The organism is Saccharopolyspora aridisoli (assembly GCF_004348445.1).
GTDB lineage: Bacteria > Actinomycetota > Actinomycetes > Mycobacteriales > Pseudonocardiaceae > Saccharopolyspora > Saccharopolyspora aridisoli.
This window is the reverse complement of record NZ_SMKV01000025.1, coordinates 1-19,196: the sequence shown is the minus strand read 5'-3', so window position 1 is coordinate 19,196 and position 19,196 is coordinate 1. Positions and strand designations below refer to the sequence as shown.

General features: G+C 67.9%; 14 protein-coding genes and 1 tRNA gene. 11 read left to right on the top strand and 4 right to left on the bottom strand.

Annotation, left to right across the window (positions count from 1 at the left end):
• Nucleotides 1-28 precede the first annotated feature (28 nt).
• A complete protein-coding gene (locus tag E1161_RS18900; RefSeq protein WP_132625109.1) occupies nucleotides 29-2,128 on the top strand; it encodes an AfsR/SARP family transcriptional regulator in 2,100 nt (699 codons plus the stop codon).
• Between the two features lie 98 nt (nucleotides 2,129-2,226).
• On the top strand, nucleotides 2,227-3,786 hold the full coding sequence (locus E1161_RS18895; protein WP_132625107.1) for a substrate-binding domain-containing protein: 1,560 nt from the start codon (nucleotides 2,227-2,229) through the stop codon (nucleotides 3,784-3,786).
• 101 nt (nucleotides 3,787-3,887) lie between these two features.
• On the opposite strand, the gene E1161_RS18890 is transcribed toward E1161_RS18895, so the two are convergent.
• Entirely contained in the window at nucleotides 3,888-4,787 is a 900-nt protein-coding gene (locus E1161_RS18890; RefSeq protein ID WP_132625105.1) for a LysR family transcriptional regulator, read from the bottom strand.
• A gap of 91 nt (nucleotides 4,788-4,878) precedes the next feature.
• On the opposite strand from E1161_RS18890, the gene E1161_RS18885 reads away from it, so the two are divergent.
• Nucleotides 4,879-5,235 carry a YybH family protein gene (locus E1161_RS18885; protein ID WP_132625103.1) on the top strand — a complete coding sequence of 119 codons (357 nt, stop codon included), beginning with the start codon at nucleotides 4,879-4,881 and terminating at the stop codon, nucleotides 5,233-5,235.
• Between the two features lie 32 nt (nucleotides 5,236-5,267).
• Here E1161_RS18885 and E1161_RS18880 read toward each other — a convergent pair whose 3' ends face one another.
• Both E1161_RS18880 and E1161_RS18875 read right to left on the bottom strand, forming a co-directional pair.
• Complete coding sequence (locus E1161_RS18880) at nucleotides 5,268-7,169, bottom strand: UvrD-helicase domain-containing protein (RefSeq protein ID WP_132625101.1); 1,902 nt, start codon at nucleotides 7,167-7,169, stop codon at nucleotides 5,268-5,270.
• 105 nt (nucleotides 7,170-7,274) lie between these two features.
• The gene (locus E1161_RS18875) at nucleotides 7,275-8,933 is read right to left on the bottom strand and encodes a DUF885 domain-containing protein (RefSeq protein WP_132625099.1); all 1,659 of its coding nucleotides are present in this window, start codon (nucleotides 8,931-8,933) and stop codon (nucleotides 7,275-7,277) included.
• Nucleotides 8,934-9,010: 77 nt separating this feature from the next.
• Here E1161_RS18875 and E1161_RS18870 point away from each other — a divergent pair, with 77 nt between their 5' ends.
• The 5 genes from E1161_RS18870 to E1161_RS18850 all read left to right on the top strand — a co-directional run bounded on the left by E1161_RS18870 (nucleotide 9,011) and on the right by E1161_RS18850 (nucleotide 13,346).
• Complete coding sequence (locus E1161_RS18870; RefSeq protein WP_132625097.1) at nucleotides 9,011-9,832, top strand: GNAT family N-acetyltransferase; 822 nt, start codon at nucleotides 9,011-9,013, stop codon at nucleotides 9,830-9,832.
• 331 nt (nucleotides 9,833-10,163) lie between these two features.
• Nucleotides 10,164-11,414, top strand: a complete 1,251-nt coding sequence (locus E1161_RS18865; protein ID WP_235875144.1) for an MFS transporter — start codon at nucleotides 10,164-10,166, stop codon at nucleotides 11,412-11,414.
• 79 nt (nucleotides 11,415-11,493) lie between these two features.
• On the top strand, nucleotides 11,494-11,730 hold the full coding sequence (locus tag E1161_RS18860; protein WP_132625095.1) for a DUF6158 family protein: 237 nt from the start codon (nucleotides 11,494-11,496) through the stop codon (nucleotides 11,728-11,730).
• Complete coding sequence (locus E1161_RS18855) at nucleotides 11,723-13,066, top strand: NAD(P)/FAD-dependent oxidoreductase (protein ID WP_132625093.1); 1,344 nt, start codon at nucleotides 11,723-11,725, stop codon at nucleotides 13,064-13,066. Before E1161_RS18860 ends, E1161_RS18855 begins: the two co-directional genes overlap by 8 nt.
• A gap of 207 nt (nucleotides 13,067-13,273) precedes the next feature.
• Nucleotides 13,274-13,346: transfer RNA gene (locus tag E1161_RS18850), tRNA-Ala, on the top strand.
• Nucleotides 13,347-13,532: 186 nt separating this feature from the next.
• On the opposite strand, the gene E1161_RS18845 is transcribed toward E1161_RS18850, so the two are convergent.
• Entirely contained in the window at nucleotides 13,533-14,960 is a 1,428-nt protein-coding gene (locus E1161_RS18845; RefSeq protein ID WP_132625091.1) for a hypothetical protein, read from the bottom strand.
• A 497-nt stretch (nucleotides 14,961-15,457) separates the two neighbouring features.
• Between E1161_RS18845 and E1161_RS18840 the strand changes: the two genes are divergently transcribed.
• The 3 genes from E1161_RS18840 to E1161_RS18830 all read left to right on the top strand — a co-directional run bounded on the left by E1161_RS18840 (nucleotide 15,458) and on the right by E1161_RS18830 (nucleotide 19,006).
• Nucleotides 15,458-16,084: a maleylpyruvate isomerase family mycothiol-dependent enzyme gene (locus tag E1161_RS18840; RefSeq protein WP_132625089.1), complete on the top strand. Its 627-nt coding sequence runs from the start codon at nucleotides 15,458-15,460 to the stop codon at nucleotides 16,082-16,084.
• Nucleotides 16,085-17,250: 1,166 nt separating this feature from the next.
• Nucleotides 17,251-18,624, top strand: coding sequence for an ATP-grasp domain-containing protein (locus E1161_RS18835; protein WP_132625087.1), 1,374 nt, complete (start codon nucleotides 17,251-17,253; stop codon nucleotides 18,622-18,624).
• 154 nt (nucleotides 18,625-18,778) lie between these two features.
• Nucleotides 18,779-19,006 (top strand): DUF2795 domain-containing protein, encoded by a 228-nt coding sequence (locus E1161_RS18830; protein WP_132625085.1) that lies wholly within the window; start codon nucleotides 18,779-18,781, stop codon nucleotides 19,004-19,006.
• Nucleotides 19,007-19,196 lie beyond the last annotated feature (190 nt).

Below are 19,196 nucleotides of genomic sequence, written 5' to 3'. Positions count from 1 at the left end.
GACCTTGTTTCTTCGGGGGTGAAATTCGGTGCGGTTCGACGTGCTGGGGCCGGTTCGTGTGCGGCACGGCACCGCGGAGGTACCGGTTCCAGGGCTGTTGCGGCAACGTCTGCTCGCCCTGCTCCTCGCCCACGCCAACACGCCGGTCTCGGCCGAGTGGCTTTCGGCCGCGCTGTGGGGCGGCGAGCCGGAGCGGCGCGGCGGCAGCAAGCTGCACCTGCTGGTGCACCGGTTGCGCAGGACCCTCGGCGAACCTGAACGCCTGGTCTCCGACGCGGGCGGCTACTGGATGCACGTCGAACCCGACGAGCTCGACGTGGAGCGCTTCGAGACGCTGCTGGACCTCGCCGAACGCAACTTCGACCCGCAGCGCCGGGCCGACATGCTGCGCCAAGCCCTGCGCTTGTGGCGTGGAACCCCGTACCAGGACCTCGACCTGACCGAGCTGACCGGCGAGGCGCAACGCATCGACGAACGCCGCCTGGTCGCGCTGGAACAGCTGCACGCGGCCGAACTCGATTGCGGCAGGCACGCCTTCATCATCGCCGAGCTCGCCGAGCTGGTGCGCGAGAACCCGCTGCGGGAACGCCTGCACGCGCTGCTGATGACGGCGCTGTACCGCTCGGGAAGGCAGGCCGACGCGCTGGCGGCCTACCGCCGCGCGCGCCGCACCGTCGTCGACGAGCTGGGGCTGGAACCGGGCCACGCGCTGCGGGAGCTGGAACAGCGCATCCTCGCCGGAGAGCACATCGAGTTCGAGCCGCCCACCGCGCGCCCGGTGACGCGACCGGCGCAACTCCCGCACGACGTACCGGGTTTCGTCGGCCGTGACGCCGCGCTGGCCGAGCTCGACCGGCTCAGCGAGAAGCCCGAGGTGCCGATCGCCGTGGTCGCGGGCACCGCAGGCGTCGGCAAGTCCGCGTTGGTGACCCACTGGGCGCACGCCGCTCGGGACCGCTTCCCCGACGGGCAGCTCCACGTCGACCTGCGCGGCTACGGCCCGGACCAGCCGCTGACCACCACCGAGGTGCTGGCCGGATTCCTGCGCGCCCTGGGAATTCCCGGTGATGCGATCCCCGCCGACGCCACCGAGCGCGCCGCCCGCTTCCGCACCGTGGTCGACCAGCGGCGGATGCTCATCGTGCTGGACAACGCCGCCGCGCCGGGCCAGGTCCGCCCGCTTCTCCCCGGAACCCCCACGAGCTTCGTGGTCGTCACCAGCCGCGATTCGCTGTCCGGGCTCAGCGCCCGCGACGGCGCGTACCGGCTGGTGCTCGACCGCATGGAGGCCGACGAGGCGCACGCGCTGCTCACCGACCGGCTCGGCGAGCAGCTGATGAGCGCCGAAACCGCCCAGCCGCTGATCGAGCGGTGCGCCCGGCTACCGCTGGCGCTGCGGGTCGCCGCCGAACGCATCCACCAGAGCACCGGACGCGACGTGGGCGAGCTGCTGGAGGACCTCACCGACGAGCAGCGCGGACTGGACGCGCTGGACACCGGCGATGAGCACACCTCGGTGCGCGCGGTGTTCTCCTGGTCCTACCGGAACCTGCCCGACGACGCGGCCCGCCTCTTCCGGCTCTACGGCTTCACCTGCAGGCACGCCGGTCACCGCGTCGGCGTCTTCGCGCTCACCGCCCTGCTCGGCGCTGACGACGTGCAGACCACGCGGCGTCTGTTGGACGTGCTCGTCCGCGCGCACCTGCTCACCGAGGTCACCTACGGCCGCTACGAGATGCACGCGCTGCTGGGCGAATACGCGGCCGAACTCGCCGAGCTGGAGCAGGACCGTCCGGCGATCGTGGCCAGGCTGCTCGGTTTCTACCTGCACACCGCCGACCAGGCGCTGCGCATCCTGCAGCCGAGCCGGGACTCGGACGCGGGCGGCTTGCCGCGACCGGTGGCGATGCCGACCCTGTCGAACCAGGAATCGGCGGTGCTCTGGCTGGAAACCGAGCGCCCCAACCTCATGTGCGCGGCGGAGAGCGCGGCCAAGGCGGGCATGGACGACCTGGTCGATCTCCTGTTCCGGATGCTCCACGGCTACCTGTCGGGCGAAGCCCGCTACTTCGACGACGCGGAACGCCTCCGAGTCCTGGCAGCGGGCGCCCCCGCCGAAGACTGCTGAACGCGCGGTGAACAGAGCGGGAATTGGTGGCTGACCGCGGTCGATCGAGGATTGGGGGTTAATACCGTTACGACCCAATTCGTTTCGCGGAGGCGGTCGTGACTGGGTTCCCGTGGCAGGAGATCCTCGCAGTTCTCGGTGTGCTGATCCCGGTGATCGCGTTCGTGTGGGAGTTCGCGATCGTCGGGCGCAAGCGGCTCGGCTACCGGATACAGATGGACACCACGCCTTCGGGGCTCAACACCGAGCACGCGCGGGCCTGGCAGCGGTTGGAGCGCAGGTCCGGTGAGCGCCTGAAACACCCGTCGTTCGTGCTGATCCGCATCGAGAACATCGGCAGCGCGCCCATCAACACCGGCGACTACGCCACGCCCGACACCGACAACCTCGGCCTGTCCGTCAGGTTCCCGGGGCGCACCGTCGCCGGCGTGCTGGTCACCGAGCTCAGCGATGACAACCTGGAGGGCTTCTTCCACAAGGACAAGTGGCGGGACAGCAGCGACGAAGAGGAGGAGGACGGCCACAAGGTCGGCATCGTCAAGCTGCCGAAGGTCAAGCTCAACCCCGACGACCACTACAAGGTCCTGGTGGTGCTGGAACGAGCGGGCAAGCACGGAGGCACGCTGCCCGAGCCCGAGGTGGTCGGCACCATCACCAAGGCCGGAGACGGCCGGATCTCCAAAACACGCGGTCAGACCGGAACTCCGCGCTGGGTCGTCGCGCTGATCTGCTTCCTGCTCATGGTCGGCCTGACCGAGCCGTTCATCTTCGGCCAGACGATGGGAACGGCCGCCCCGCTGGAATGCGCAGGGGGAACGCTGGCGGTCACCGGCTCAACCGCCTTCAAACCCGTGGTGGAGAAGGCGGCCCGGAGCTACCAGGACTACTGCTCCGACGCGCGCATCGACACCAGCGGAATGCGCGGCAGCGTCGACGGCCTGCAACGGCTGGAAGGCGAGGCCGATCCGAAGCTCCGGGCGAGCACGGTGGTCTTCTCCGACGGGAGCGCGGCCGCCGACTCTCCGGCCCTGGTCCCCCGGCCGAAGGCGTTCATGCTGTTCAGCATCATCGTCAACCCCGGGACCGAGGTCCACAACCTGTCCCAGGAGGAACTCCGCCGCGTGTTGCGCGGCGAGGTGCGCAACTGGTCGGAGCTCGGTGGCAAGGACATGCCGGTGGTCGTGGTCGACCGCGAATCCGAGTCGGGCACCCGGATGACCTTGGAGGAGAGGTTCTTCGGCTCCTCCGCACAACCCGGTGAGAACTCGACCAACTGCGAGCAGGTGCGCGGCGACGCCACCGGGCAGGTGCTGCGGTGCCGCCGCACCAGCACCCCCGCGATGCTGGAGACGGTGGCGAACACCCCCGGTGCCATCGGCTACAGCGAGTCCTTCGCGGCGAACAGCGACCCCGGTGTCACCGAGGTCCGCATCGACGGGCAGGCCGCGGACTTCGACGCCGCGGAGGCCGGCGCCTACCCGTACTGGCAGACCGAGTACGCCTACACCTACGGCGAACCGGCGCCGGAGTCCCTGCCGGCGAAGTTCCTGCGCTTCCTCACCTACCAGGAGGGCGTCGACATCCTCCGGCACTATGGCCACCGGCCCTGCGCCGAACTCCGCAACGCCGTCCGCTGCGAACCCTCCGGACTGCAGTGACCCACCGGGGTGACGGATTCGAATTCCGCGCGAGATCGAGACCGAACCTCGGCGTTCGAATATCGCGCGGAATTCGAAACCGCTGGTGCCGTGGTGATCCGTTAGGGGAGGGTGTCAGGGGTGGTGCCGGAGTCGATCCGAAAAGCCCTGCGGCAGTGGCGGATCATCTCGCGGGCGGCGACGTTCGCCTCCGGTCGCCAGGTGATCGCGAGCAGTGCGGGATCGGTGGCGTCGGTGATCGGCAGCGCGGTGAGACCGGGGTGCTCGGCGGCCATCGACTCGCTGAGGATCGCCACGCCGAGCCCGCGCAGCGCCAGGTCGGCGATCGCGCCCGCCGCGCTGGCCTGCAACGCGATCACCGGCTCCACGCCGCGCGCCGCGCAGGCCCGGTCGAACACCGCCCGCAGCCCCGTTCCGGGCGGCATGCAGACCACCGGGTGCGCTGCGAGTTCGCGGAGCGCGATCGCGCGCCCGGCCAGCTCGTGACCTCCGGGAACGGCCGCGATCAGCGGCTCGCTGAGGATCGTGAGCGTTTCCAGCCCTTCGGGCGCGGATTCGGCGCCGATCAGGGCCAGGTCCAGCGTCCCGGTGCGCACCTCGTCGACGAGCCGATCGGAGTTGTCCTCCCGCAACGACAGCTCCACGCCCAGATGCGCGCGGTGGAATCCGGCGAGCGCGTCGAACAGCGGCGTGACCGTGCAGCCGATGACCATCCCGATGTTGAGGTTCCCGCGCAGCAGTCCGGTGATCTCACCGACCGCCTGCCCGACGGCGCCTGCTGCGGCCAGCGCGTTGCGCGCGTGCTCCAGCGCCGCCTTGCCCGCCGCGGTCAGCTCCGCCGCACGCGCGGACCGGTCGAAGAGCTCCGCCCCGAGCTCCTTCTCCAGCCGCCTGATCTGCGCGCTCACCCCGGACTGGCTGATGTGCACGCGCTGCGCGGCCCGGGTGAAGTTCTGCTCCTCGGCCACCGCGACGAAGTACTCCAGCTGCCGCAAATCCACAACCGCTGATTCTAGCTCCCATCAGAACCATTCGTTGGACTTCTGGTGCGGCCCGACGCAGGCTGGAACCACGACCGGGAGGAGAACCGACATGCGCGAGAAGGCCCGCGAACCCGAAGACCTGACCAGGCTCTTCGTCGAACGCAGCAACGCAGGGGACGCCGAGGGAGTGGCCGAGCTCTACGAACCCGGCGCGGTCATGGCCTACCCGCCCGGCGAGACGACGGTGGGCCGCGAAGCCATCCAGGCCCTGTGGGGGGAGGTCCTGGCCAACCGCCCCCACTTCGAACCGGAGCCCCCGCTGCCCACCCTGATCAGCGGCGACATCGCCCTCACCGCAACCCCGCCCAACGACGGTGCGGGCGCCCGAGCGCAGGTCGCGCGTCGCCAGCCCGACGGCAGCTGGCTCCGCCTCCTCGACCAACCGGAGTTCCGCCCACCCCGGTGACGAGACCCGAGCACCGGGGGTTCGGCGAGCGGTCAGTGGGGGTGCGACAGCCAGAGGTGGTCCTGGGCTCTGGTCATCGCCACCAGGCGGCGGCGCTCGTGGGTCTCGCGGTCCTCGCGGAAGTCGGCCGGGGGACGTTCGGCGGGGAGGAAGACCGTGCGGAACTCCGCTCCCTTCGCTTCCAGGACCGTTCCGACGAGGGTGTCCGAGGTGTCGCGGCCGTCCCAGGTCGCCAGCGGCAGGGTCGTGACACCGGCATCGCGCAGCACGCGCAGCCAGTGCTCGGTCGCCGACTCGGTCTCGGTGATGATCGCCGCCGACGAACCGTCGTCTAGTGCGAGCAGCGCGCCCAGCAGGGCGCGCTCCTGGTCCTTGCCGTGCCACTCGACGACGCGCCCGCCACTGCGCACCGGCAGCGCGGCGCTCAACGGCAACGACGGCCCGTCGTCGTAGCGGTTGATCGCCTCCACCTGCCCGGCGCGTTCCAGCACCGCGCCTCGGTTGCGGTAGTCGTTGCGCAGCACCTCACCGCGCCCGTGCAGCGAGATGCCGGCATCGGACAACCGCCAGCCACCCGCCAGGGCTTGCTGCTGACCGTCCCCGACCAGCAGCAACTGGTCCGGTTCGTCGCCGCTGATCGCGTGCGCCAGCTTCAGGCCGATCAACGTCAGCTCCTGCGCCTCGTCGACCACCACCCCGGTGTACTGCCGGGGCAGCGGCCGCCGCTCCAGTTCGGCGAGCGCGCGCTTGAGCACGTCGTTGTGGTCGAAGACGCCGCGCTCGGACAGCTCACGCTCGTAGTCGCAGTAGAAGCGCCAGGCGTGGGAGCGGAAACCGGCGGGCAGCCGACCGCCCCGGCCCTTCCGCGAGACCGTCCGGTAGGAGTCGAACGACGAGATCCCGCGGCCCTTGATCACCCGGTCGATCTCGTCCTTCCAGTACTCCCGTGAGTTGCGGACACCGCGCAACACCTCGTCCCGCGACCACACCGCCTCGAAGGCCCGCCGCACCTCCTGCTCGTCGACGTCGGCCGCACGTCCGCGCCCGGCGAGGAAGTCCCGCGCCCACCCGTGCAGCGAGGCGAACTCGATTTGCCCGGCCAGCTCAGGGGCCATCTGCCCGAACCGGCCCGCGGCCCGTTCCGGAACCCGGTCCAGCGGCGCGGTGTAGAGCAGCTTGCCGTCACCGCGACGGGCCAGGTAGGCCAACCGGTGCAGCGCGAGGGTGGTCTTGCCGGTCCCGGCCGGGCCGCTGATCTGCGCCGGACCGGAGTAGCTGCGCCGCACCGCGCCCACCTGCGCGTCATCGAGGAAGTATCGCCAGTCCCGGAAAGGTCGCCGGGACGACGGGGTGACCGGCTCCTGCAACACCTCGGGAACGCTGCCGCGCTGCCTCGGGATGCGCTGCGAGTTCCACATGATCGGCGTCAGGTCGAAGGTGCGGCTGTCGAGGTGCTTGGCCAGCGCCAGCGCCTCGTCGGAGGTCAGGATCCACTCGCCGCGCTTGAGCAACCGGTCCAGCTCGTCCTCGGTGATCGCCAGGTGATCGGCGCTGCGGCCCTTGCGCCCGGTGTGCTCGATCGGGTGCACCACGACGGTGCGCAGCACCGACTCGCTGACCATCCCGGACCCGATCGCGGCCCCGGCGAGCAGCTCGGCGGTCCACACGAACGCCGCTCGCGAGTCCTCCCAGTCCGGCTCGGCTTCCCGGAGCAGCATCACCAGAACGCCCATCCGGCCGACGAGCACCAGGTCCGGCCGTTGCCGCGGAGTGTGCGGCGCGAACTGGTTGAGCAACGGGTACCAGCCGTTGTCGCGCTCGGCCGCGAAGCGGTGCAGGACGCGCTTCTGCCACGTCGGCAGAGGCCGGGCCCGCAGCTGGGCCTCCGCTTCGCGCCGGAGTAATTCCTGGCGGTGGTGGAAAGTCCCGGTCACGGCGCCTCCTGTCCAGCTCCCCCGAGTTGATCGCGCGCAGCAGTGAACACGCTCGGTATCGACATTAATGCGTTGAGTTGCGATTTCGAGCGAGTTGGGACGGCGTCACCTGGATGTAGCAGGGGGCTGATCGTTGACCAGGAACTCCAATGTGGAGATCGGCAGCGCACCGTGCCCGAGGACGGTGTCGTGGAACCGGCTGATGTCGAAGTCGGCGCCCAGCCGCTGCCGCGCGGCGTCCCGGATCCGCTCGATCTCCAACCGCCCCACCAGGTACGACAGCGCCTGGCCGGGGTAGGCGATGTAGCGGTCGACCTCGGAGGCGGCCTCCAGGTCCGACAGGGTGGTGCTGGAGATCATCGTCTCCAGCGCGCGCTGCCTGCTCCAGCCGAACTCGTGCAGCCCGGTGTCGACGACCAGCCGCGCCGCGCGCAGCAGGTCCTGCACGACCATGCCCAGGCGCATCAGATCCCCGGAGTACAGCCCCATCTCGTCGGCCAGCCGCTCGGTGTAGAGCCCCCAGCCCTCGGTGTAGGCGTTGAACCCGGTGAGCCTGCGCAGCAGCGGCAGCTCGGTGAGCTCCTGGGCCAGGCTGATCTGCAGGTGGTGGCCGGGGACGACCTCGTGGAAGGCGATGACCTCGGCGGCGAACCGGGGTCGCTGCTCGGCGTGCAGCGTGTTCGCGAAGTACACGCCAGGCCGCGACCCGTCCAGCGCGGGCGACATGTAGAAGCCGATCGGCGTGCTCTCCGACGGGGTGCCCGGCACGGGCCGCACCTCGCACGGTTGCTGCGGCAGCCGCCCGAACCAGCGGGGCGCTTCTGCGTTCGCCTTGTCGATGGCCTCGCGCGCGGCCGCCAGCATCTCGTCGGGGTCGTCCCAGCACAGCGACCGGTCGGTCCGCATCCGCCGCAGCACCGCCGCCGGATCGGGTTCGCCCCAGAGCCGTTCGCCGAGGCTGGAGATCTCGGCGCGCAGCGACGCAAGCTGTGATCGCCCGATCTCGTGCAGCTCGCCGGGGGTGCGCTCGGTGGTCGTGTGGGCGTGGATCAGCCGCTGGTAGATCGCGTGCCCCTCGGGCAGCCAGCACAGCCCGGGGTGTTCGGCGTCCCGCGCGTGCGGGGCGATCTCGCGCGCCAGGACCTCCCGGTACTCGGCCAGCGCAGGGTTGACCACGTCGCGGATCAGACGTTCGCGCTGCTCGGAGAGGTCGTCGGGGAGCTGCTGGGTCAACAGCGCGTCCTGGCCGGGATGGGCCAGGCGGGAATCCAGGTCCGCGATCGCGTCGTCCAGCAGCGGCCGCACCGGAACTCGCCCGGCCCGCACGCCTTCGCGGTGGCGTTGCGCGGCGGCGGCGGTGAAGTCGGGGATGCGGGCGATCCGCCGCAGGTAGTCCTCGGACTGCTGCCTGCCGTTCACCGGTACCTGCCCGAGGTGGAACAGCAGGCCCGCGACCGGCGCGAACAGGTTGCCGATCACGGTGTACTCGGGGGCGCGGGCGTCGAGCCGGTCGACCGTGGACTGGGCGTGCTGCACGACGACGGCGACGGTCAGCCGCTCCTCCGAGCTGGAGTGGGTGGTGTCGACGGCCATCGCCCGCACCCGTATGTCCTCGGCGTGGTCGCGCTGGGTGAGCTCCGCGGCGGCCGAGATGTCCGGCAGCAGGTGATCGCGGCCCGGCAGCCCGTAGAGCGAGGCACCGATCGGGTCGGAGTCGAGTTCGAGGTCGAGCAGTTCTTCGGCGAGCTGGTCCGGCGTCGTCACGCGAACAATCCTGCCCCTCCGCACCGACATCCGGCAGGGCGACGCGGAACGGGATTGGTTGAGGGGACAATGAACCCGTGGACCCGCTGCACGATCCGGACGACGAGACCCTCCTCGACCCCAGGCAAGCCCGTGAGCTGGCCGGGCTGGTCGAGACCGCCCGCCTCGCCTCGGCCGTGGTCCGCTACGGCATGCGCACGCAGGTGGGTGTGGCGACGGTCGTGCTCAACCAGGACAACCCGTTGCCGGTCGCCAACCACGCGTGCGCGCTGTGGGGCACCGGCGCGCAGGTGGCGGGCACGCTGATGGAGCTGGAGCAGGTGTTCGCCGAGGCGGGGCGTTCCGAAGCCGTCGTCTACGCCTCGCCGACGACGGTCGGGGAGGTCGAGGGCATCGCCGACGACGCCGCCTGGCGCGCGGTCGAGGAGCAGGTGGTGCTGCTGCACCGCACCCGGGGCTTCAGCCGCGGCGTCACGCGCCCGGCCGAGGACCGGGACCTGGAGGACATCGTCGAGCTCTACGCCGACGAGACCGGTCTGTCCGAGGAGGGCGAGCAACGCCTGGCACGCCACCTGGCACATAGGCTCGACGAGAACCGCAGCGTGCTGCTCGTCGTCGACGACCCGGGCGTCGACCGGATCGCCGGCTTCGTCCAGGCCTTCGTCGAACGCGGCGTCGGACTCGTCGAGCAGGTCGTGGTCCGTCCGGGCCGCCGTCGGCGCGGCATCGGCCACGACCTGGTCACCGAAGCCTCCGAAGAGCTCCGCCGCATGGGCGCGCTGCTGGTCGCGGCCCACACCGAGGAAGGTGGCACGGCTCAGCGCTTCGCCGAAGCCATCGGCTTCGACGTCGCCTACGGCGTCACGGCCTACGCCCGCAGGATCGACGACTTGCTCTAGGGAGTGGCGGGACTCGCGTGGCGGTGCGGGTGGCGGAACCTGAGCGGCTCCGTGGCCTCCGTGCGCCACTCGTGATGTACGTCCGATGCACTGCGTCGCGGCGTACTCGCCACGAAGCCGCGGGCGGTGCGAGTTGAGTCCCACACACCTGAAGCGGCGGCTCCCCGAATTCGTGAACACCTCGCGAGGCCTTCCGCTCGCCGGTCCGCGGTGCGCGCTTCGGCCGCGTGGGTGAGGTGCGCGCCACGAAAGCTCTCCGGCGGAATTTCCTCGCCCACGGGCGGCGTTGGTTGCTGTTGGCTCCAACTGTCCGAAACCCGGGAGGAAGCCTGTGTCCAGCGGCTCAGCGTCAGAGAAGACCACCACGAGCCAGGGCATCTCCTCCCTGCCCCGGGAGATCTGGGTCCTCGTCGCGGGGAGTTTCATCGTCGCCGTCGGCATGGGCATCGTCGCGCCCGCGCTACCCGCGTTCGCCACGAGCTTCGACGTGGGCGTCACCGCCGCCGGATTCATCGTCAGCGCCTTCGCGATGATGCGCCTGCTGTTCGCCCCGCTGAGCGGACGTCTGGTCTCGGCGGCGGGCGAGCGCACGATCTACGTCATCGGCATCACGATCGTCGGCATCAGCAGCACGGCCTGCGCGTTCGCCGACTCCTACTGGCAGCTGCTGGTCTTCCGCGCGCTCGGCGGCATCGGTTCGACGATGTTCACCGTCTCCGGCGTGGGCCTGCTGATCCGGTTGTCGCCGCCGCACCTGCGCGGACGCGCCTCGGGCGTGTGGGCGACGAGCTTCCTGCTGGGCAACGTCTCCGGTCCGATCGTCGGCGGTGTGATGGTCGGCTACTCGCTTCGGCTGCCGTTCGTCACCTACGGTGTCGCGCTGTTCGCTGCCGCGTTCCTCGGCTGGTTCATGCTGCGCAAGTCGACGCTGGCCGCCCCGCTGGGTGATGACGCGACCCCGTCGATGCCGCTGGGCGAGGCCATGCGCATGCGCTCCTACGTGGCGTCGCTGCTGTCGAACTTCGGCAACGGCTGGGCGGTCTTCGGCGTCCGCATCGCCCTGGTCCCGCTGTTCGTGGTCGAGGCGCTCAAGGCGCCGCAGTCGATGTCCGGCATCGCCCTGTCGGTGTTCGCCGTCGGCAACGCCGGTGTGCTGCTGCTGTCGGGGCGCATGACCGACAGGCACGGCCGCAAGCCGATGGTGCTCATCGGCCTGGTGGTTTCGGGCGTGGCGACGGCGTCGCTGGGCTTCACCACGTCGGTTCCGGTGTTCCTGGTGGCGTCGCTGGTCGCGGGCATGGGCGCGGGCGTGCTCAACCCGGCGCAGAACGCGGCGGTCGCCGACATCATCGGCGGCAACAGGCGCGGCGGAACGGTGCTGGCGACCTTCCAGCAGGCCGCTGACCTCGGCGCCATCCTCGGACCGCTGATCGCCGGAGTCCTGGCTGACACGGTCTCCTACCAGGCGGCGTTCCTGGTCACGGGCGCCACGGCGGCCCTCGGCCTGCTGGCCTGGGTGAGGGCTCCGGAGACCCGTCCGCACCCGGAATCAGGCACCGAACACGTGCGTGCCGCGGCCTGAGGTGTTGATCGCCCCCGCTCCGGGTACTCAGGTGTGACGCCGCTGGCGTTGCGGTTGCCGCTGCCCGATGGAGGACGACATGAACACCACCGGTATTCCGGGGCACGAGCTGACCGAGGACCTGTTGCTGCGGGAACTCCGGCACCTGCACCAGACGCGCAACGAGACGTTCCTGCACGGCTCGCCGGACGCGCTGCGCGAGCACACCGCCCGCACGTTCGAGCTGGAACAGGAGTACCTGCGCCGCTACCCGGAGCGCGACGTCGACCCGCGTCGAACGCGCGATGGGTCACGAGGGGAGCCGCAGCATGCCTAGTCCACGCGTGGTGATCATCGGTGGCGGACACGTGGGCCTCACCTTGGCCCTCCGCCTGCAGAAGAAGCTGGACGCGAATGAAGCGAGGGTGACGGTCATCGACACCCAGCCGCACATGACCTACCAGCCTTTCCTGCCGGAGGCCGCCGCCGGTTCGCTGGAACCGCGTCACGTGGTGGTTCCGCTGCGCGAGGCGCTGCGCCGCTGCGAGGTGCTGACCGCACAGGTCAACAACATCGACCACGCCAACCGGTGCCTGACGGCGACGTTGGGCGACGGCAAGGTCGAGAAGCTCGACTACGACATCCTGGTCCCGGTTCCGGGCTCGATCTCGCGCGCGCTGCCGATCCCGGGTTTGGGAGAGCAGGGCGTCGGGTTCAAGACCATCGGCGAGGCCATCTACCTGCGCAACCACGTTCTGTCCAGATTGGACATAGCCGCCAGCACCGAGGACGAGCGGTTGCGCCGAAGGCTGCTGACGTTCCTGTTCATCGGCGGTGGCTACGCGGGCATCGAGGCCCTGGCGGAGCTGCAGAGCATGGCCCGCTACGCGATCCGCAGCTACCCGCAGCTGTCCGAGCACGACATGCGCTGGGTGCTGGTGGAGGCGATGACCCGCATCATGCCCGAGGTCAGCCCGCACATGGGCGAGTACACCAAGCAGCAGCTGGAGGTCCTGGGCATCGAGGTCAAGCTCAACACCACCGCGAGCTCCCTGGTGGACGGACACGCGATCCTGTCCGACGGAGACGACTTCCACGCGGACACGATCGTCTGGACCGCTGGCGTTAAACCGCACCCGATGCTCGAGGAGAGCGACCTGCCCCGAGATTCCAAGGGGCGCTTGGAATGCACGACGAGGCTGCAGGTCAAGGGTACTGACAACGTGTTCTCGGCAGGGGACTGCGCCGCCGTCCAGGACCTCACCAGCAGCGACCCGGAGGCGCTGACGAGCCCCTCGGCCCAGCACGCGGTCCGCCAGGCGAAGCTGCTGGCGGACAACATCGTCGCCCAGCTGCGCGGCGAGGAGCTGCAGGAGTACCGGCACAAGCACGCGGGCTCGGTCGCGGGCCTGGGCCTGTTCCGGGGCGCGGCGGAGGTCTACGGCATCAAGCTCAAGGGGCTCCCGGCGTGGCTGCTGCACCGCGCGTACCACCTGTTGAAGATGCCGACGACATCCCGCAAGGCCCGCATCCTCGGCGACTGGCTCCTGGAGCTCCCCTTCCGCCGCCAGGTCGTCGCCCTGGGCGAACTCCACGACCCGAGAGCGGAGTTCGTCAAAGCCGCCAACACCAGAGGTCTGCCGAAACCCCACGGAACAACAGCAGCCGGGTGATCGAAGTGACCGTCCTCACGGAGTCGCCACGACTCCGTGAGGACGGGCGTCGTCATTCAAGGCGATCAACCACATTTCCGCAGCTCAGGGCGGATGTGGTGTCTCATGGGGACCCCCTGGAGAGGGCCCCGAACGGCTGTTGTACTGTATTGGCACACGAGATGAGCGGGGCGGGAACAAACCGAACACCTCGGGAAAGCAGAACACGGGGCTGTGGCGCAGCTGGTAGCGCACTTGACTGGCAGTCAAGGGGTCAGGGGTTCGAATCCCCTCAGCTCCACCCAGATGACCAGGGCCGATGCTTCCGAGCATCGGCCCTGGTCTTTTGCTGCCTGTCTAACTGCCTGTCTATCTCTGTCAGTGCACGTGCGCCGCGTGTCCGTACGCAGCTGTTGGCCGCCTGGTGCGGAGACGGCTGCCTCACTCGTAAGCCACGAGACCGGCCTCAACCGCTCATCCGCATGACCTACCGAGATCGTCGTCCTGCCCGCCCGCTGATTCTAAGTGTCACTACTGTCCCGTCCCGTCCTACCGCGATCGGATCGCCGTCGCGCGTTGTAGTTGAACCGTTCTGGTTCCACTCGCTCCAGAGTCTCTGAGCTCTGCGAAAGTAGGATGCGACCCTTTCGTTTCCGAGTTCCTCGTAGGCTCCTTTTTCGATCCCTCGAAAGACATCTAACCGCCTTCCGTCAGGTAGTGGCATGGAGTACTGTGCTCCCTGAGCTGATCGGTTTCCAGGAAGCGAAAAGCTCGTGCTAGCGTTGATTTCTATGTCGTTTTCGAGTGGTATGCCATACTGGCCATTTCCATCTTCGTATCGCCGCGGCACGTGGTATTTTGCAGCAGTCTCGCTGTCTCCAGCAAAAGCCAATACGGAAGCTGCAAGAGTACGCACAAGAACCCGAGAAAACCACCGCCTGCTCGCTTCCGGTATGGAAACTATTTGAGTTACTTCGGCTTCGTCTTCTGCGTCCTCATGCTCCCCGGTCGTATTAACATTTAGTTGTTCTTCTAGGTCTTCGCCGTAAGCCTCCGCTGTCGCGTGTTCGGCAGTAGGTTTCCGGATTATGAAGGGCTCAGGGGCACTTTCTAGGTCTTGAGAGAGTATTTCGTCCAGATTGTCTTCGGGGTCTGGCCAGAGCTCGATTTCGCCGGGTGGGTCTATGATGTGGGAAGTGACTCCTGACGGGTGGAAGCGGGAGGCTACCATCAACGATTGCAGGGTTCGGCCTTCAATCTCAACGGATCGGACCTGGTTGCACGCCTTCGATAGTTGGTCAAGCAGTGCCCCTTTTCTCGGATTGTGGGTACCCTTGCACTCCAGGACAACGACCTTAAGTCCGCCACCGCCGTTAATCCGCCTACCTAGAAGGAAGTAGTCAGGCCTGCTCTTCATGCCGGCCGCTTGCGTTACGGTGCCTACGTCGGGAATCCCGCGAGCAAGTGCGTAGTCTGCATCCACAGGACTGAATTCCCACCCGGGGTGTTGAAGGCGCAATGCTTCCTGGGCGACCACTAAGGCGAATCCGATCCCTAAGTACTCTGATTGGGCAACTTTGTGATGATGCACGACTTCGTTTCCCAGGGGCGATAGCGAGATGTTCCCGTGCCTATTCTTTGTCAGTGTTGCGCAATATCTCAGTTGGGCCCAATGGCGTGCCACTGTTGCAAATGGAGAACTCCCGTAAAACGTCGTCGCCACTCCGACTTGCCGCAATACCTCAACCGGAGTGGTGTAGAAGGGGCTGGGGAGGTCTACAGGGATGACTCTCGGGTTCTTGGTTAATTTGTACTTGCGCGCCGCGGTTGCTACCTCGTCGACGAGAGACTGTGAGGAATTAATCCTCACAATTCCTGGTTCTGCCAGTTGCCTCAGCGTTTGATCAAAAGCCACTTCGTCGCCCCTCAGTAGTTGATCACACAAGTGGAGACGTTACGTAGATTGATGTCGGGCAACAACACGACTCAAAGATGATCACTGTTCTGGCTGCGGGCCAAATGGCGTAGTGCTGGTGGCGTGGTTAGAGGTGTCCGGGTCGGGAATGGCATCCATATGCGAGTTCGGGTGACGCAGGTCGGGCGATCTGCGTCACCGAACGCGCAACTTGGTACTTAGCCTTTCGGGCGCGACCGCAAGAACACGGTAGAAACCGTCTTGGCCCATCCGCCGCAGTTCGGCCCGTGCTTCGGCGGGAGCTAGGGCTTTTTGCCGCGCAGCTTGCCCATCCTTCGATGGTGCACGGCTTCCGGGGGCCATGGCGCTTCGGACTGCACCGCTCGAACTTGGCGGCTGGCACGCACCAGAAGCCGAGGGAGCAGCTCGTGCGATGAGTTTCCGCGTTACCGCGAGTCAGAGTCTGGCGGAGACGCCTGCAACCGAAGGAGGAGATCGTGGGCGATGATGTCTGGTCGATCGTGCACGCGGAGCGTGCGGCGCTGATCGACGACCTCGAGAACCTCAACGACGAACGGTGGGACGAGGCGTCGCTGTGCGGGGACTGGAGCGTGCACGACGTGGCCGCCCACCTGGTCAGCTCAGCCCGGACGACGCGGCTCGGTTTCGTGGTCAACCTCGCTCGGGCGCGGTTCGACTTCCACCGGCAGAACGCCCGCGGTGTCGAACGTGAGCGCGGTGCCTCACCGCAGGAGACGCTGGAGCGGCTTCGTCAGGTGGCATCGCGGAGGTCGACCCCACCCGGGCCCGTCGACAGCCGGCTTGTCGAACAGGTCGTGCACGGCGAGGACATTCGCCGACCTCTGGGGCTCACCCGCACCTACCCGAAGGAGGCCGTCGTCAGATCGCTGCGCCTGCAGGCTCGCACCCCAGCCTTCTTCGGCGGCGCCAAGGAACTGGTGGCCCGCGCGCGGCTGACAGCAACGGACGCCGACGTGTCATGCGGCGATGGTCCGGAGGTGAGAGGGCCCGCGCTGCCACTGCTCCTGGCCATTTCCGGGCGGCGGGTGGCATTGGACCACCTCGACGGACCGGGAGTCGCCGAGCTAGCCGCCGCGATCTGACCACCTGCCTTCGAGCGATGCTTCTGCATGGATCGGATGCAGGTTCACTCGTCGGCGGCTTACGGCACTGGTGGGCCGATCGTTCGCAGCATCTCGCGGGGTGCCTTGCGGGACACCCCCTCTTGCCGCCGGTTCAGCTCGCTTGGGCGGTTGTGCCGCAGCAGCCAGGCAGTGGCCCGCTCGAACAGCTTTCGCGGACCTCCGTGCGCAACGAACTCGCGGAACTCCTGCTGCGCCTCATAGGCCGGCGTAGCAGGAGTCGGCGGCGTCGATCGGCGTGGTGGGCAGGTACGCAGCGAAGGCGAGCACAGCCTCGCCCACGGTCACTTGCGGAGAGCGGGCACATCTTCGTCACCGTGCCCATCCGGGACCTCTGATGGCGGATTGTCTCGAGTGTGCGAGCACGGGGCTGCCAGGTGGACCGCGGGCCTCGTCCCGCGCCCGGGATTGCCGCAGCGGCCGAGCAGCAGCCCTTGTGCAACTGACCGTTCCGCACGCGCACTACGCGTTTCCGCTCGCAGCTGTGGGGCCGGGCGCGGAGACGTCTGTTCCACTCGCAAGCCACGAATCTGGCCTCAACAGGTCCATCCGCATGGACCTGCGGAGATCGTCGGCCTGGTCGCCCGCTGATCTTGAGCGTTACTGCTGTCCTGTCCCGCGCGACCGCGATCGTCGCCGTCGCGCGTTGTAGTTGGAGCGTTCTGCTTCCGCTCGTCCCGATGCCTCTGAGCTCTGCGAGGAGAGATTCAACCCTTTCGTTTCCGAGTTCCTCGAATGTTCTTCCCTCAATAGCGCGGTATTGTTCGGCGCCTCATTCTCGGCGCGATCACACCACTGACTTCTTGTTGATCAACTGCTGCCCGAAGCGCCAGGGCGGTCAGCGTCGATCGATGAGCTGCTTCGCCCATGCGTAGGGATGGTGCTCGTCGGGCGAGGAACGCGGGCATCGGTGAAGGTGAATGCTCTCATCACCGTCAACCTCCTCGACCGCAACCGATCCCGAGGTGCCTCCGGTTACCGCGCCGCTGCCGCGACGAAGTTCGGTGATCGCCAAGGCGATGCCGGGCCGCGCAGGAGTTCTACGGGTGGCGCCTTTCCAAGATCCAGGAGTGAACCACGACCTACCCGGGTATGTCCCAATTACCTCACAAAGGTAGGGGGCACCGATGTCGGCCGATGTAGTGAACATCTTCGTTCTCGGTCTCAACGAGTTGAACTCCGAAACGCTGTCCCACCTGCCGGATGCAGCTCACCACCGATTCCATCCTCTGCTGTCGGCCGATGAGCTGACCCAGGCGGAGCCGATCGACGTTGCTGGCCTGTTGGACAAGGCGCAAGCAGAACTGGAGACCTTCGGTGGGTCGATCGATGCCATCGTCGGCTACTGGGACTTCCCGACCACGTCCATGGGACCGATCTTGTGCCGACGCGTAGGGCTTCCTTCACCGCCATTGGAAGCGCTGGTCAAGTGCGAGCACAAGTACTGGAGTCGCTTGGAACAACAGAAGGTCACCGACGCCTTCCCCCGTTTCGGCCTAGTCGATCTCCACGGGTCACCGCACCCGCCGGAGGGCATGGGCTTCCCGATGTGGCTGAAGCCCGTGAAGTCGGCCTCCTCGATGCTGGCGTTCAAGGTCACCGACCTCAGCGAGTTCGAGCGCGCCGTCACGAAGATCCGTCACGGCATCGGCAGGCTTGGCAAGCCCTTCGACTACGTGCTTTCCATGGTCGACCTCCCTGCCGAGATCGCCGACGTCGGTGGGCAGGCCTGTCTGGCCGAAGAGGCGGCCAGCGGTTTCCAAGCCACGGTCGAGGGCTACGTGCACCAGGGACACGTGCACGTCTACGGGGTGGTCGATTCGATCCACTACGACGGCAACTCCAGCTTCTTGCGCTACCAGTACCCGTCCCGACTTCCAGCCGAGGTCATCGACGAGCTCGCCGAGATCTCCAAGCGCGTGGTCTTCCAAATCGGTCTGGACAGGAGCCCCTTCAACATCGAGTACTTCTGGGACCCCGACACCGGAGCGATCAGGCTGCTGGAAATCAACCCGAGGGTCTCCCAGTCCCATGCCCGGCTCTTCGAGGCTGTTGACGGCGTGTCGAACCACCACTGCATGGTCGCGCTCGCGCTCGGCGCCGACCCGCACATGCCCCATCGGCAGGGCGACCACAACATCGCAGCCAAGTGGTTCCTGCGCCGCTTCTCCGACGGCGTCGTCCGCCGCCTCCCCCCACCCGACGTGATCGCCCAACTCGAACGACAGCTGCCCGGAGTCGCCATCGCCCTCGTCCCGCGTCCGGGCGATCGCCTCTCCCACCTTGCTTGCCAAGACAGCTACAGCTACGAGCTCGCCAACATCTTCATCACCGCACGCACCCAACAAGACATGCTCGAGACCTACGAGCGCTGCGTGCAGGCCCTGCACTTCGAGATCGACACCGATGACGCGGGAAGCAGGGACCCACCTTCCCGCAGCGCCGCCGAGGAGATCATTCCCAGGCGCGGGCTCCACCCCCACCCCGTCGACCTGGCTTGAGCCCGGCAGGTCGTGTCAAAGGGCAACATCCCGTGCTCCGCCGACCGCACGGCGAACTCCGCCGCTCGCCCGGTGCGGAGGGGGCGGGTGAGACGAGCGGGTCGAGTGGGTAGTCCTCAACCGGACTGATGGCATGCCGCGGGAAGGACAGGACATGACCAAGCGCGACGAGATGCGCGTCGACAAGGCGCTGCAAGGACTCGAGTTCCCCGCTGACCGTGAACAGCTCGTTGACTTCGCCACCGATCGCGAGGCCGACGCCGAGACCCTCACCGCACTCCGGTCGATACCCGCGCGCCAGTACGCCAACAAGGACGAGGTCATCGAGGCCGTCCCGCAGGAGCCCGAGGGGGACGCCCCTGGCGGGACGAATCGCGGCTGATCAGGAGTTCCGTCCGGCGGGCGACTCCGATCGGCGATAACTACCGTGACCGGCATGACTCGGGGGCTCATGTCGGCGATGGCGTTCGTGCTGGTGACGGCGGCGTGCGGAACGGCCGCGCCGCCGCCCTCAGCACCACCGGTGCCCGCGTCCGGGCGATCGCCTCTCCCACCTTGCTTGCCAAGACAGC

What these genes read in the sequence shown, in the direction of transcription:
- E1161_RS18885 (WP_132625103.1), top strand. Translation starts at nt 4,879, where the DNA reads ATGCGCGAGAAGGCCCGCGAACCCGAAGACCTGACCAGGCTCTTCGTC.
- E1161_RS18860 (WP_132625095.1), top strand. Translation starts at nt 11,494, where the DNA reads ATGAACACCACCGGTATTCCGGGGCACGAGCTGACCGAGGACCTGTTG.
- E1161_RS18855 (WP_132625093.1), top strand. Translation starts at nt 11,723, where the DNA reads ATGCCTAGTCCACGCGTGGTGATCATCGGTGGCGGACACGTGGGCCTC.
- E1161_RS18835 (WP_132625087.1), top strand. Translation starts at nt 17,251, where the DNA reads ATGTCGGCCGATGTAGTGAACATCTTCGTTCTCGGTCTCAACGAGTTG.
- E1161_RS18830 (WP_132625085.1), top strand. Translation starts at nt 18,779, where the DNA reads ATGACCAAGCGCGACGAGATGCGCGTCGACAAGGCGCTGCAAGGACTC.